The organism is Psychrobacter pacificensis, assembly GCF_900101915.1.
Classification (GTDB): Bacteria; Pseudomonadota; Gammaproteobacteria; order Pseudomonadales; family Moraxellaceae; genus Psychrobacter; species Psychrobacter pacificensis.
The window spans coordinates 47295-61031 of the sequence record NZ_FNAL01000010.1; the positions used below are offsets into that span (position 1 = coordinate 47295).

The following is a 13737-nucleotide window of genomic DNA, read 5'->3' on the forward strand; positions in this document are numbered from 1 at the left end:
AAATCAGCTTATTTGATCGTTATTTGTAGTTTTTTACTCCTTCTCAGTCAATAGCTTAACTCCCAAACCAATAAACACCACGCCGCTTATTTTATTTAAAAGAACTTCGATAGCTGGGTTTTTTCTTAAGTTGGCACTAAATTTTGAGGCCAGTAAGGCAAGGCACGAACACCATACAAAGCCCGTCAGCGCAAAACTCAATCCTAAGATCAGAAATGACAAGGCGCTATGAGCATAGCTAGGATCGATAAACTGAGGAAAAAATGCAAGGAAGAATAGCGCGACTTTTGGGTTAAAGACATTGGTTAATACGCCCTGTTTGTATATTTGCCAGTGTGCTATAGAGTTGGCAGGTACCGATGGGCTACTTTTTGGTAAATGATTTGCCAGTAAAGAAGGCTGCTTGCTCATCAGCATTTTTATACCCAGATAGCACAAGTAGCTGGCACCGATATATTTTACAATCGTAAAGGCCAGAGGCGAGTTGATCAAAATGATCGATAGACCCAATGCGGCGAATACTGTGTGTACCAAGATGCCTGAGATGATACCGAGGACAGAATAAAACCCTGCTGCGCTGCCATGCGAGACGCTGCGGGTGATGATATACATCGTATCGGTGCCTGGAGTGAGGTTTAGCAAAATCGCCGCCAAGACAAAGCCCAGATAGTTTTCGATACCGAACATGGCTCATACTTCCTTATGTTAGCAATAATAGGGGAGTGTTTTATTTGTCGTTTATTTCGTAGTTTACCTGGTATCGGTCGTTATGAGCAGCTCATATCGATGGTTTTTATAAACGACAAACGAAAAAAATCCCAGTCACCGGATGATGACTGGGATTTTTTAGTGTTCGCTTACTAGTCTAACCTGATGCTAAGCAAAAGTGCTAATAAGTGACGCCGAATAGTGGCGTCCCCAGGGGGATTCGAACCCCCGTTACCGCCGTGAAAGGGCGGTGTCCTAGGCCTCTAGACGATGGGGACGCATAGAGTGTCATAACCTATAGTTATAACGGTACTTCACAATATCAGAGCGCTTATTTATCAATAAGCCTTGCCTAGGTGCTGACATTGTTCTCAAAGCAATATTTATCCGTTGAGCGATAAATAGTATGGTGGAGCTAAACGGAGTCGAACCGTTGACCCCTTGCATGCCATGCAAGTGCTCTACCAACTGAGCTATAGCCCCTCGCTAAGAGTGTGCGTATTTTAGGTAAGACCAGCAGTCTTGTCAACCGCTATTTTTAAAAAAATGCAAAATAATGCAAAAAAAGTCATTAAAAGTATTTAAATGGCTAATTATGGACGTTTGAGTATGGGGGTTACATAAAAAAGAGCCAGTATCGAATGAACTGACCCTTTTTTATTATTTATCCATTCTACTCTTCATTGGCAAGTACAAGGATACCCTGCTGCCAAACTATGCATCAGCCAAAAAATTAGGCAGATCCGCCGCTTTTTTCTCAAGCTTTTTCAGTTTCTTTTTACCGAGGCCGCCTAAGACATCAACCGCATGGCGCAAGCGCGTCAAGGTCATATCCGCACCGATAATCGCCATCGAGTTCATAACGGGCGTCGATGAGGTGCTACCAGCAATCGCGATAAAGAACGGCGCCATAAAATCGCGCATCTTGATATCGAGGTGAGCGGCGAGGCCTTTTAGCGTGGTATAGATGTTTTCCTCCGACCACGTCGGCAAGGTTTCTAGCTGCCAAAGCGCCAGTTGTAGCAGCTCGATGATTTGCTCAGGCTCAAGTGATTTATGGGTGAAGCTCTCAGCGGTGATGTCTGGCAGGTTTTGGAAATAAAAGCCGCCCCAGTTGACCGCGTCAGACAACAGCTCGATGCGTGGCTGAATCGCAGCGGCGATAGCGGTGAGTTTATCGCTGTCATTGGCCCAATCGAGAATCTTGTTTTTTAGCTCTTCAGGTGTAAGCGCACGTAGCCATTCGCTGTTTAGCCAATTGAGTTTTTCGGTATCGAAGATAGGGCCACCAAGAGACACGCGCTGAATATCAAAGCTGGCAATCATTTCATCCAAGGTGAATTTTTCGGTATCGTCAGGCATTGAGTAGCCCATACGGCCTAGATAGTTGAGTAACGCCTCAGGCAGTACGCCGGCATCACGGTAGTAGGTGATTGAGGTTGGGTTTTTACGCTTTGATAGCTTTGATTTGTCGGGGTTACGCAGTAGCGGCATGTGGCAGAGTGTTGGCATCTCCCAACCAAAGTAAGCATAAAGCAGTTGATGCTTGGGGGCAGAGTTTAGCCACTCTTCGCCGCGCATGACATGAGTGATCTCCATCAAGTGGTCATCGACGACGTTGGCAAGATGGTAAGTTGGCATGCCGTCAGTTTTTAGCAGCACCTGCATATCGACTTGCGCCCAAGGAATCTCGACAGTGCCGCGCAGCATGTCGTGTACTTGGCAAACGCCGTCGGTGGGCACACGCATACGGATCACATGCGGGGTGCCCTCGCTTACCAATTGCTCGGTTTTTTCTGGAGGTAGGTGGGCACAGCGGCCATCATAGCGCGGGGTCTCGCCATTGGCCATTTGCTCAGCGCGCATGGCATCGAGCTCTTCAGGGGTACAAAAACAGCGGAACGCATGGTCTTTTTCTATGAGTATCTCGGCGTGTTTTTTGTAGATATCACTACGCTCGCTCTGACGATAAGGGGCGTGCGGGCCGCCAATATCTGGACCCTCGCTCCAGTCTAGGCCAACCCAGTGCAAGGCATCCAAAATCATTTGCTCTGATTGCTCAGTCGAGCGCGTCTGATCAGTGTCTTCGATACGTAAGATAAATTCGCCGCCATGTGCTTTGGCAAAAGCCAAGTTAAATAGTGCAATATAGGCCGTGCCTACGTGTGGAAAGCCAGTTGGTGATGGGGCGATACGCGTGCGTACAGGGCGCTTGCTGTCAGTAGAGGTTTGCATGATAAAAGTCTCAAAGTTTACTATCAATATAGGCTATTAGTATAAATAGCGATGAAAGATATGAAGAGGGTGTTAAGAAATAGCGTAAAATATAGCGCTAGTATAACAGAGACATGTGATATTTTTAATGAAAAGCCCTTCTAGTGCTTGACTACCCGTGTATCCTTGCGATAATAATGCTAGGCAAGTCATAACTTGTTTATTTTCATCCAATTACTGGCCAGTATGGTCGTCATCTATTGAGTTGTTTGTGTCCCTATCTAAATCTAAGTCAAATGCTAACGCTAACCATTCTTCAGTCGCGGCTGCTCCTAAGCCTGCGATCAGCCCCTCTTCGATAGAAAATGATGCAGCTCAAAACCTGCAATCGTCAATGGAAGATTCTGCCCCGTCTAATAAGCTGGATTTTGTCCACGATGCGGTGCTGCTAGAGGAGACCGTCGCTGCCGTGCTAGGGGTAAAATCCCTACCCAAGCAAAAAGACGGCGACCAAAATGGCTTAAATATAAGCGGTATATACGTTGATGCGACCTTTGGTCGTGGCGGTCATAGCAGGTTACTATTAAGTCAGCTTGCCGATGACGCCACACTGATTGTCTTTGACAAAGATCCGACAGCCATTAGTGTGGCGCAGGAATTGGCAAGTAAAGACAGCCGTGTGCATGTGGTTCATGACAGCTTTGCAACGTTGACAGATAGTCTGGCTGCTATGGGCATTAGTGAAGTGGATGGCTTGATGGCGGATTTGGGTATTTCATCACCGCAAATTGATGATGGTAGCCGCGGTTTTAGCTTTATGCGCGATGGGGCAGTGGACATGCGTATGGATACCAGTCGCGGCCAGTCAGTTGCCGAGTGGCTTGAGCAGGTTGACGATGAGACATTGGCCAATGTGCTTTATGAATTTGGTGAAGAGCGTCATAGTCGCCGTATTGCTCGCGCTATCAAGCAAATGGACAGCTACGAGTCTACGCTTGAGCTGGCAGAGGTAATTAAAGAGGCGCATCCCAATTGGCAACGCGGCAAGCACCCAGCCACGCAAAGCTTTCAGGCCATGCGTATTTTTATTAATAATGAGCTGGGCGATGTTGACGACTTTTTAGCGCAAAGTATTGCTATCTTAAAGTCAGGCGGGCAGCTTGCGGTCATTAGTTTTCATTCATTAGAAGATCGCCGTATTAAGCAGTTTTTGCAGCGACATAGCAAAGGGCAATATCCAGAAGATGAAAATCTACCGATGCCGCCCAATCGTCCGCGCTATTTTAGCAAGCCAAAACGCGTTGGCCCCAGCAAAGCTGAAACGAGCCAAAACCCGCGCGCGCGCAGTGCATGGTTGCGTATGGCAACTCGCACCGACACAGAGTATCAGCAGACGGCCGCGCCATAAATCATGGATGAAAACACGGAGTAAATCGCATATGATTGCTATTGTTTGTCTGAATGATGCATAAATGTCTTAATCGCTACGCCACTGTTAAAAAGCTGTAAATATTGTCTGTTAGGCTCAGCAAATAATTTTCCGTCATTTATTAGTTGAGAGTGTCTGAGATATCAAGCGACTCAGTCATTCTTTACTCTAAAATAACGTGATTATTTATTCGACCTATTCGACTTTGCAAGATAGCAGGTTTAGTAAGACAGCAGGTTTTGATATGACATATCGCTATAGCGGCAGGCTGTTGCCGCTATAAGACGGTCATCTTTGGTTTTATTTTTATCAATGGTATGGCTGAGCAATGATGCGTTCATTGCTTGCAGACCATTATCTACTTTATCGTTTACGTTCACTTTTTGAGATCGTCATGGCAATATCTGACAAACCTGCAAACCGCCGCACCGCCGCGCCCTATAACACCGATATCGGCGAGCTATTCGTGCGTCGGTTCAATGTGGTGAGCATTTATGTGGTCGTATTACTGCTCTTGGCAGCTGCAATCGTATGGAGCGGCATCAAGACTGCCGAAGCCGTTCAGCAATATCATCAGGATTATAAAACCTTGCAAGACATGAAAAAACAAGAGCGTAAGCTACAAATAGAACATCAGCGTCTATTGATTGAGCAGCAAACCTTTAGCGCCACGCCGCAAATCGCCAGTCGTGCAGTGGCGGAATTGGGTATGTACTCACCGACACTAAAGGATAAGCTGATTATTCAGCCTGGTGTCGCCACCGCCTTGGCACCAGTAGTCTCTGATGACGACGATGAGTTAGATTTAGATGTGGTCGGACCACGAGCTTCTACCGATATCTCCCCTGAAGAACCGGTAGCGGAGGCAGGACAATGAGCGACAAAAAACCTAAATCCACATCAGCAAAAAATACCAGCAAAAAACCAGCCAGTGGCAAGGTGACCAAACCATTACGCCGTGCGAGCGCTGCCAAATCTGGACAAACGAGTGATAAAGCGGCAGGCAGTCGTAAAGCCAAATTATTTGATCGTATCAAAAAGAGTGACACGAAAGGGACGCATGCTAGTGCCAGAAACCCAAAGAGCAAAAGAGGGTTTTTGGGTAAAGCCTCTGGCGCCTCGTCTCGTGGCGGCTTTGAGCAGGATAAAAACCGTTTTCGTACCGTTTGGGGTTTGGCGCTGGTTATATTGGTGCTATTGATTGGCCGTGCCTACTATATTCAGGTGGCCAACGCGCAGTTTTATCAAGACAAAGGTAATGAGCTCATTACCAGTGAGCGTACGCAAAAATCCTATCGCGGTATGATTACTGACCGTAATGATTTACCACTTGCAGTGAGCGCACCGCTGGCGACCGTGTCATTTAGCCCGCATGATTACGCGAGCGAATACTACGAGCTCAAACGTATTATCTTGACCAATCCTAACAGTCCACAATTGCAGGCGCGTATGCAAAAGCGTTTGGACAATATGGATCTGACGACGCTGGCTGCGGCTGCCAACATCTCTGTCGATGAGCTAAAAAAAGCCACGGCAATCGATGACAGTATTGATGTGACCGATGAAGCAGCAGTCAAAGCGGCGCTGCCCTCTGGTGCAGGCTCGCATTATTTACCCCTTCTCAATAAAGTCACACCTGAGATTGCACAAAGTGTTAGCTCGCTTGATTTCCCTGGTGTCCATGAGAAAAACTTCTTTCAGCGTTATTATCCGCAGCCGCAGTCTAATGCGCAGCTGTTAGGATTTATGGGGCAAAACGCCAACGACCCTGAGGGTGGTTACGAAGGACGTGCTGGTATTGAGCGCCAGTATGAAAAAGATTTAGCAGGCGACGATGGCAAAGTGCTTGTTTTAAAAGATGCCAAACAAAACAGCTTAAAAGAGATCAAGCAACTTGAACCTGAGATACCAGGCAAAGATGTGGCACTGACGATTGATTCGCGGTTGCAATACTTGCTCTACAAAGAGCTAGAAAAAGCAGGGCGTCTGCAAAAAGCGCGCTGGTCGACGGGTATGATCGTCGATGTACAGACTGGTGAAGTACTGGCGCTCTCCACATGGCCATCATTCAACTCAAACAATCTCAATGAGATGACCGGTGAAAACCAGCGTAACCGTGCGCTATTGGATGTGTTTGAACCCGGTTCAGTGATGAAGCCCTTTACCGTTGCGGCAGCCTTAGATTCAGGCAAATATACGCCGACCACTTTAATTGACACCAATCCTGGCTCAATTCGCGTGCGTGGCTATACCATCCGCGATCATAATAACTTGGGCATGATCAACATGGCGACGCTATTACAGAAGTCTAGTAACGTGGCTTCAACTAAGATTGCGTTGTCGCTACCGCCTGATGCCATTACTAATATGCAACGACAGTTTGGCTTTGGTTCAAAAACGCCTTTACAGTTCCCAGGTGAGGGCAGTGGTCTGATTGTGACGCCAAAAGAGAAAGAGACGTCACGCCGTGCGACAGTCAGCTATGGTTATGGTTTACAAGTGACACTAGCGCAGGTAGCGCAGGCTTATTCAGCCCTCGCAGCAGGCGGAGTGATGCACCCGTTGACTTTGATCAAAGATGACAAACCGCAACCAAGCAAACGCATTATGGCGCGCGAGCAGGCGATGTCTATTGTACAGATGCTTGAGAGCGTGACCGAGGCAGGTGGAACAGCTAGAGCCGCCGCCATTGACGGATACCGTGTGGCAGGCAAGACGGGTACCTCGCGCCGTATCAACCCAGAGGGTGGCTATTATTCTGACCAGTATCGCAATGTCTTTGCTGGTATGGCACCAGCGTCTAATCCAAAGCTTGTGGGCGTCATGCTTATTGAAGATCCGCGCGGTCAGATTTATGCGGGTCTAACGGTCGCACCTGTGTTCCACAACGTGATGAAAGAAGCGTTACGATTGTATAATGTGCCTTTAGATAAGCCGCTCAAAACAGAACCACAGTAGGCGTTCAATGATTTTAAGTAGTCAGCTCTTTAAGGGCTGATTTGTATTAACTGTTTAGGATTTGCTCATGACCATGCCTACCTTATCGCCAAATAGCGCCACTGTTACGACGGCCACTCTACAGCAGCTTATCGATACTAGCGATAATAGGCTGGCGCAACAGCTAACCGCAATGATCGCAGCATCGGTTCAACAGGCGTCGAGTCAGTCAGGGGCGGATCAGATTCAATCAATTGCTCATATTCCTTTTCAGCAGTTCCAACTAGACAGCCGTCAACTATCCAATAATGACGTATTCATCCTTTTAAAAAGCCACAATCCAAATTACCAAAAGAGCCGAAATTATTTGCTACAAGCCGCTGAGAAGGCTGCTTTTGTCCTCTCAGAGATGGATCCTGCTGCCTTGATTAGCGAAGCAAATACCCCTCTGAAGATGGATGGTGAGTCTAACGCACAGCAGCAATTAGCAGCGCTGCCATGCCCAATCTTATACGTTCCTAATATTCGTGATTTCTTAGGCAGCTTAATCCAAGCATATTTGCAATATCAGCAGCCAGTGACCCTGCCAAAGGTAGTCGCTGTCACGGGCACCAATGGTAAAACCACCATCAGTCAATTGGTCGCTCAACTGACCCAATTAACAGGCATGAGCAGTGCAGTGATGGGTACGGCAGGTAATGGTCGCCTTGGCGCTTTGGTGCAAGCCAGCCATACCACTGGAGACGCCTTGGCTGTACAGCAGTTTTTATATCAAATGGGTACCGAGAATGCTGAAATATTGGCATTAGAGGCCAGCTCTCATGGTCTGGATCAGCAGCGTTTACAAGGCGTGCCAGTTAGCATTGCTATTTATACCAATCTGAGTCGTGACCACTTAGACTATCATGCTGATATGGAAGAATACGCGTCTGCCAAAGCCAAGCTATTTGATAAAGCTCACTTCCCAGATTTGACCCATGCCATCATCAACGTCGATGATGAACATGCTCAGATTATGTTGGATACAGCCACTGCTAGTGACTTGACGGTATGGACGTACAGTCTAGAGCCTGCAACATCTGCTACTTTTGTCGCTGCTGATATCGAGCCAAGTCTACAGGGCGTCAAGATAAGTCTGCGTACTGACTTTAATGATAAAACAGTTGGTGATGAGAAAACGGATATTATCGAGATTGTCAGTCCATTACTCGGTCGCTTTAATGTTGCCAATTTGCTTGCCGCTATCGCAGCAGCAGTAGCGACTGGTACTGTTGCTGGTACTAAGTCTGCTACTAAGTCTGCTACTGATTCAAATGTGGATATTGGACGCATTGCGACTGCGGTCACGCAGCTACAAGGTGCAGTTGGGCGTATGCAGCGCGTGCCATCGAATGATGGCTGTTTTATCGTTGATTATGCGCATACGCCAGATGCCTTAAGTCAAGTGCTGGCGAGCCTGAAAACTCACTGTAAAGGCCAGTTATGGGCAGTGTTTGGTTGTGGCGGCGATCGTGATGCAGGTAAGCGCCCACTGATGGCGCAAGCGGGCCTCACAGGTGCTGATCAAGTTGTCTTGACCGCTGACAATCCACGTACCGAAGACCCTAATGCCATCTTACAGGATATGCAGGCTGGGATGAGTGCTGAGCAATATCAACGTACGCATATAGAACCTGCTCGCCAAAAGGCCATTGAATATGCCGTCAGTCAGGCAGGTCCAGACGATATTGTCGTCATCGCTGGTAAAGGCCATGAGACCTATCAAGAGATTAACAATGTCCGTTACGATTTTGATGACCGTGTGATTTTGCAGCAGGCGTTAGCGCAAGCGGGCCGTATATAGTCGAGTGATTATCGATACCCCTATTATCAAAAAATTAAACATTAAATATAAAAATTGAGTAGTCATTATATAAGGTAACCATTATGACAGCCGACAACGATAACACCATCCAGTCGCAAGGGCTTTATGTCTGGCAAATGGATAATATGCTCGAGGCGACAGCGTCGCTCGATGGTCACTGGCAACTGCCACAAGACTATACAGATGCAGGCCAGCCAGCCCTAGCCAGTCAGCGTATTGCGACCGACACTCGTACGATAAAGCCTGGTGATATCTTTTTGGCGTTACGTGGTGAGAACTTCGATGGTCATGACTATATCGATATGGCAGCATCAAAAGGTGCCATTGCTGTCATTGTGTCTCGTCCTATCTTATCTGAGTCAAATGCGATTCCGCAGCTGGTTGTCAGTGATACCCGTTTGGCGTTAGGGCAGTTGGCAAGCTATCGTCGTCAGCAGCATAAAGATCTGACCGTGATAGCGATTACTGGTTCTAGCGGTAAAACCACCTGCAAAGAAATGCTAGGCAGTATTTTTGGTCGATTGGCACCGACATTGATTACTCGTGGTAACCTCAATAATGATTTGGGTGTGCCAATGATGCTGCTTGAGTTATCAGACCATCATCGCTATGCCATTTTAGAATTGGGTGCCAACCACATTGGTGAGATCGCCTATACGACTGAGATTGTGCGCCCTGATGTGGCCTGTATCCTAAATATTGGTACGGCTCATCTGGGTGAGTTCGGTAGCCGTGAAGGTATTTGCCAAACCAAGGCGGAGATTTATCACACCTTAACGGATGCGCAGTTTGCGATTGTTCCTGATAAAGACGATTTTACCAATCAGTTACGCCGCATTGCTGAAAAGCACACGTCACATGTGATTGGGTTTGGTAATACCGATGTGAGCGCAAGCCATCTAGATGTAGAGCCTGAGCGTAGTGAGTTTAAGCTACATATCGGTAATCAGGTTCATGATATCAATTTGCCACTGGCAGGCGAGCACAATGTCAATAATGCTTTGGCTGCTGCAGCCTGTGCGCATGCATTAAATATCAACGTCAGTGATATTGTTATCGGCCTTGAAAACGCGCGTCCAGCCAAAGGTCGTCTGAACAGTCAGATACTGGGTAAGCACCGTCTGATTGATGATACGTATAACGCCAACCCACACTCGGTACGCGCCGCTGCCAAAGTATTGGCTGCACAAACGGGTACGCAAGTGATGGTGTTGGGTGATATCGGCGAGCTAGGAGAGGCGGCAGTTAGTGAGCATCAAAGCCTCGGCCGTACTATCGCGACCACAGGTATCGATGTGCTGCTCTGTGTTGGCGAATATGCCAAGGCCACCGTTGCTGGTGCGAAAGAGGTTGCTGATATCAATGCTCAGGCATTCGCAGACAAAGACAGCTTATTGCAGTATTTGCAGCCGTATTTACAAGCGCACCAAGCAAAACCTTGTACGGTGTTGTTCAAAGGCTCGCGTTCCATGACAATGGAAACACTTATTCATGCGCTAGTAGAGGAGTAGGCGGTGTTAGTTTGGTTGTTTGGCTGGCTTGGCCAGTATTATACACCGTTTTCTGCGGTTTCTTCATTGACGTTGCGAGCGCTGCTTGCGGTTATCACAGCGCTTGTGTTTAGTATGTTTTTTGGCGGGCGGGTCATTCAGCATCTGCGTGCGCTCAAATACGGTCAGGCCATTCGCAATGATGGGCCGCAATCGCATTTGGTCAAGACCGGTACGCCAACCATGGGCGGGGTATTGATTCTCAGTGCTATTGGGGTATCGACTCTGCTATGGGCACGTTTGAACAATCCTTATGTGTGGATTTTGCTCGTTGTTATGGTGATCTTCGGTGCTGTAGGGTGGGCGGATGATTGGCTCAAAATCAAGTATAAAGATCCCAAAGGTCTGATTGCGCGCAAGAAATATTTTTGGTTGTCGATGGGCGCATTATTCGTCGGCGTCTCTTTATACTACATCGCCACACTACAGCCGGATATCAATACGACTCACGAGATGCAAGATCTGTTGGTGCCGGTTTTTAAAGATTGGATGATTCCATTTTCGGCAGTACCTTTTGGTATTGGTTTTATTATCTTTACCTACTTTGTGATCAATGGTGCGTCCAATGCGGTTAACTTAACTGATGGCCTTGATGGCTTAGCAATCCTACCAGTAGTGCTTGTCGCAGCAGGCTTGGGTGCGATGGCTTATGTGTCAGGCGATGTGCGCTTTGCGGATTATTTGCACGTTCCGTACATTCCCTATAACTCTGAAGTCATTATCGTTTGTGGCGCCATGGTCGGGGCGGGTCTTGGCTTTTTATGGTTCAATGCGCATCCTGCACAAGTATTTATGGGTGATGTGGGCGCGTTGGCACTGGGTGCGATGCTCGGTACGATTGCCGTGATGACGCGACAAGAGATTGCCTTTGCCATTATGGGTGGTCTATTTGTCGCTGAAGCGCTATCAGTAATGCTGCAAGTTGGCTCTTATAAATTGCGCAAAAAACGCGTTTTTCGTATGGCTCCCCTACATCATCATTTTGAAGAAATTGGCTGGAAAGAAACGCAAGTGGTGACGCGGTTTTGGATTATCGCCATCATTCTCGTCATCCTTGGGCTAATGACTTTGAAGCTGCGTTAGAAAAACAAGCCTCAAACATACCTAACTTTCCTGCTTAGAAGCCATCTCGATGATTATTGAGGTGGCTTTTTATCGTCTAAGCAACACGAAATTTGTTAAAATGTGGGTCATATTGCTATGACGTTGAGATACCTGTGTCCTTATTTATTTGCCCACTTTGCCAGTCGCCACTACAGCCTGCCGCAGATACTTGGCGCTGTGACGGTAGTTTGCACCCCAAAAACACCTCACACCCTTTTGATGTGGCTCGCCAAGGTTACGTCAACCTGTTGCCTGTACAGCAGAAGAAATCAAAAGCACCTGGCGACAGTCAAGACTCTATCAATGCCCGCAAGCGATTTTTGAGTCATGGTCACTATGGGCCGTTACAGAATCTGATTAGCCAAAAGATGGCAGCGCTACTGTCAAAAAGTGAGGCCATAGAGGAGCAAGATACTCAGTCTGTGAATTGGCTTGATATTGGCTGCGGCGAGGGCTACTACACGCAGGCAATGGCACAACTGGGCTCAGGTATTATTGATAACTTACTCGCAGCGGATATCAGCAAACCTGCATTGGTGGAATTGGCTAAAGTCAGTAAGGCGGCAGATCGTCTTTGGTATCAGCGCAATAATACTAACGCTGCCAAAACAACGGTGATTTATCCGCTAGTGACCAGCGCCGCGCATCTACCGTTACGCTCTCATAGTGTGACGGGTATTAGCAGTATTTTTAGTCCTATTTTACCTGAAGCGTTCGCTGAGGTATTGGCCGATGATGGTTATTTAATCATTGCCAAACCAGATGCCGGACACTTGGCGACGATGCGAGATGCCTTATTCGATGATGTGCGTGAGCATGATTCTGATAAGTTTTTACACGAGTTGGCGCCATACTTTACGTTGATGGGGACTGACCATGTTAGTACAGAGATGACATTATCAGCGGATGATTTGGCTGATTTAATGACCATGACCCCGTATGCCTACCGCGCACGTAGTGAAAAAAGACAAGCGTTACTGGAGCTTAGTAAGCACGCGCCATTTAATACAGAGGCCAAGTTTGTGGTTTATATTTTGCAAAAAAAGGCGTCCAGTTGAGAGCCTTTTAATATTTTTGTTACGGCATCCACTAATCAGTATTCTTGTAGTAGCCAACCGCTACCAAAGGCAAAATACTCTCGAAACCATGCATTGTAGCGAATAGACAGTGGGGTTGGGCTGGCAAGCGTGATTGGTTGCGTATAACCTTGATGGAGGGCAATGGCGGCTGCGCGGATGGTATGAAAGTCGCTGGTGACAATCGCAATCGGTACCTCTTTATCAATACCATGCTGTTCAAGTATGATTTGGCTGTACGCCAAATTCTCCTCAGTACTGGTACTTTTCCCTTCTTGATAGATACGATCTAGTGGAATGTCATGGGTTTGCGCCAAGTAAGTCGCCATGATGTCCGCCTCACTGCGCGTGTGCTCATAGCCCATACCGCCACTGGTAATAATCAATGCCTGTGGTTGCTGCTCAATCAGTGTTGCTGCCGTATCCAAGCGACTAGCTAAGGTAGGGGTCGGCTTGCCATCGACCGTCCCAGAACCGAGTATAATAATAGCTGCTACAGGTGGCAAATCTTGTCTGCCCTGGGCAATCTGCTGCTGCAATGAATAAACAAAGAGCAAAAAGCTTATGAACCATAACCCAAACGCTAGCCACAATCCGTACCAAATACGTCGCAGTAAAGGATTCTTAGCAAGTATTTTTATAATTAAAGGAGCACCTAGTCCATGCCCTACAAAAACCACGCCTATCAAAAAAGGCAGCACTGTACCAAAATTAACCTTATCTACGGCCATCAGAGCAGTACAGTCAATGATGAGTATGGATCCAAGCGCTATCAATACGATACGTAATAATCCAAACATAAATTTTTTATCCTGTCAGCACTGATAGATCAATCACGCTTTCTATATAAGTGTC

The 13737-nt window shown here is 47.2% G+C and carries 11 protein-coding genes and 2 tRNA genes; 7 read left to right on the forward strand and 6 right to left on the reverse strand.

Annotation, left to right across the window (positions count from 1 at the left end):
• Positions 1-33: 33 nt before the first annotated feature.
• From BLR43_RS07595 to gltX, 4 genes are all read right to left on the reverse strand, one after another.
• Entirely contained in the window at positions 34-687 is a 654-nt protein-coding gene (locus BLR43_RS07595) for a LysE family translocator (RefSeq protein WP_093070118.1), read from the reverse strand.
• A 223-nt stretch (positions 688-910) separates the two neighbouring features.
• Positions 911-986: transfer RNA gene (locus BLR43_RS07600), tRNA-Glu, on the reverse strand.
• A gap of 129 nt (positions 987-1115) precedes the next feature.
• Positions 1116-1191 (reverse strand) — tRNA-Ala (locus BLR43_RS07605).
• Between the two features lie 231 nt (positions 1192-1422).
• Positions 1423-2943 (reverse strand): glutamate--tRNA ligase, encoded by a 1521-nt coding sequence (gene gltX, locus BLR43_RS07610; RefSeq protein WP_379542901.1) that lies wholly within the window; start codon positions 2941-2943, stop codon positions 1423-1425.
• A gap of 373 nt (positions 2944-3316) precedes the next feature.
• On the opposite strand from gltX, the gene rsmH reads away from it, so the two are divergent.
• Positions 3317-4330, forward strand: a complete 1014-nt coding sequence (rsmH, locus tag BLR43_RS07615) for a 16S rRNA (cytosine(1402)-N(4))-methyltransferase RsmH (RefSeq protein ID WP_093070121.1) — start codon at positions 3317-3319, stop codon at positions 4328-4330.
• A 242-nt stretch (positions 4331-4572) separates the two neighbouring features.
• Here the strand turns inward: rsmH and BLR43_RS13620 are convergent, their stop codons facing one another.
• The gene (locus BLR43_RS13620; RefSeq protein ID WP_167669394.1) at positions 4573-4731 is read right to left on the reverse strand and encodes a hypothetical protein; all 159 of its coding nucleotides are present in this window, start codon (positions 4729-4731) and stop codon (positions 4573-4575) included.
• A 14-nt stretch (positions 4732-4745) separates the two neighbouring features.
• Here BLR43_RS13620 and ftsL point away from each other — a divergent pair, with 14 nt between their 5' ends.
• The 6 genes from ftsL (at position 4746) to BLR43_RS07645 (ending at position 12864) form a co-directional block, all read left to right on the forward strand.
• On the forward strand, positions 4746-5228 hold the full coding sequence (gene ftsL, locus BLR43_RS07620; protein ID WP_093070187.1) for a cell division protein FtsL: 483 nt from the start codon (positions 4746-4748) through the stop codon (positions 5226-5228).
• Positions 5225-7309, forward strand: a complete 2085-nt coding sequence (locus BLR43_RS07625; RefSeq protein ID WP_071002756.1) for a peptidoglycan D,D-transpeptidase FtsI family protein — start codon at positions 5225-5227, stop codon at positions 7307-7309. The genes ftsL and BLR43_RS07625 overlap by 4 nt, the downstream gene beginning before the upstream one ends.
• Before the next feature lie 67 nt (positions 7310-7376).
• Positions 7377-9131 (forward strand): UDP-N-acetylmuramoyl-L-alanyl-D-glutamate--2,6-diaminopimelate ligase, encoded by a 1755-nt coding sequence (locus BLR43_RS07630; protein ID WP_093070124.1) that lies wholly within the window; start codon positions 7377-7379, stop codon positions 9129-9131.
• 83 nt (positions 9132-9214) lie between these two features.
• Positions 9215-10663 carry a UDP-N-acetylmuramoyl-tripeptide--D-alanyl-D-alanine ligase gene (locus tag BLR43_RS07635; protein ID WP_093070127.1) on the forward strand — a complete coding sequence of 483 codons (1449 nt, stop codon included), beginning with the start codon at positions 9215-9217 and terminating at the stop codon, positions 10661-10663.
• A gap of 3 nt (positions 10664-10666) precedes the next feature.
• Positions 10667-11785, forward strand: coding sequence for a phospho-N-acetylmuramoyl-pentapeptide-transferase (gene mraY, locus BLR43_RS07640; RefSeq protein ID WP_093070130.1), 1119 nt, complete (start codon positions 10667-10669; stop codon positions 11783-11785).
• A 128-nt stretch (positions 11786-11913) separates the two neighbouring features.
• Positions 11914-12864 (forward strand): putative RNA methyltransferase, encoded by a 951-nt coding sequence (locus BLR43_RS07645; protein WP_093070189.1) that lies wholly within the window; start codon positions 11914-11916, stop codon positions 12862-12864.
• Between the two features lie 35 nt (positions 12865-12899).
• On the opposite strand, the gene BLR43_RS07650 is transcribed toward BLR43_RS07645, so the two are convergent.
• Positions 12900-13682, reverse strand: a complete 783-nt coding sequence (locus tag BLR43_RS07650; protein WP_093070132.1) for a YdcF family protein — start codon at positions 13680-13682, stop codon at positions 12900-12902.
• Between the last annotated feature and the right edge of the window lie 55 nt (positions 13683-13737).

What these genes read in the sequence shown, in the direction of transcription:
- BLR43_RS07625 (WP_071002756.1), top strand. Translation starts at nt 5,225, where the DNA reads ATGAGCGACAAAAAACCTAAATCCACATCAGCAAAAAATACCAGCAAA.
- BLR43_RS07630 (WP_093070124.1), top strand. Translation starts at nt 7,377, where the DNA reads ATGACCATGCCTACCTTATCGCCAAATAGCGCCACTGTTACGACGGCC.
- gltX (WP_379542901.1), bottom strand. Translation starts at nt 2,943, where the DNA reads ATGCAAACCTCTACTGACAGCAAGCGCCCTGTACGCACGCGTATCGCC.
- ftsL (WP_093070187.1), top strand. Translation starts at nt 4,746, where the DNA reads ATGGCAATATCTGACAAACCTGCAAACCGCCGCACCGCCGCGCCCTAT.
- rsmH (WP_093070121.1), top strand. Translation starts at nt 3,317, where the DNA reads ATGGAAGATTCTGCCCCGTCTAATAAGCTGGATTTTGTCCACGATGCG.
- BLR43_RS07635 (WP_093070127.1), top strand. Translation starts at nt 9,215, where the DNA reads ATGACAGCCGACAACGATAACACCATCCAGTCGCAAGGGCTTTATGTC.
- BLR43_RS07650 (WP_093070132.1), bottom strand. Translation starts at nt 13,682, where the DNA reads ATGTTTGGATTATTACGTATCGTATTGATAGCGCTTGGATCCATACTC.
- BLR43_RS07595 (WP_093070118.1), bottom strand. Translation starts at nt 687, where the DNA reads ATGTTCGGTATCGAAAACTATCTGGGCTTTGTCTTGGCGGCGATTTTG.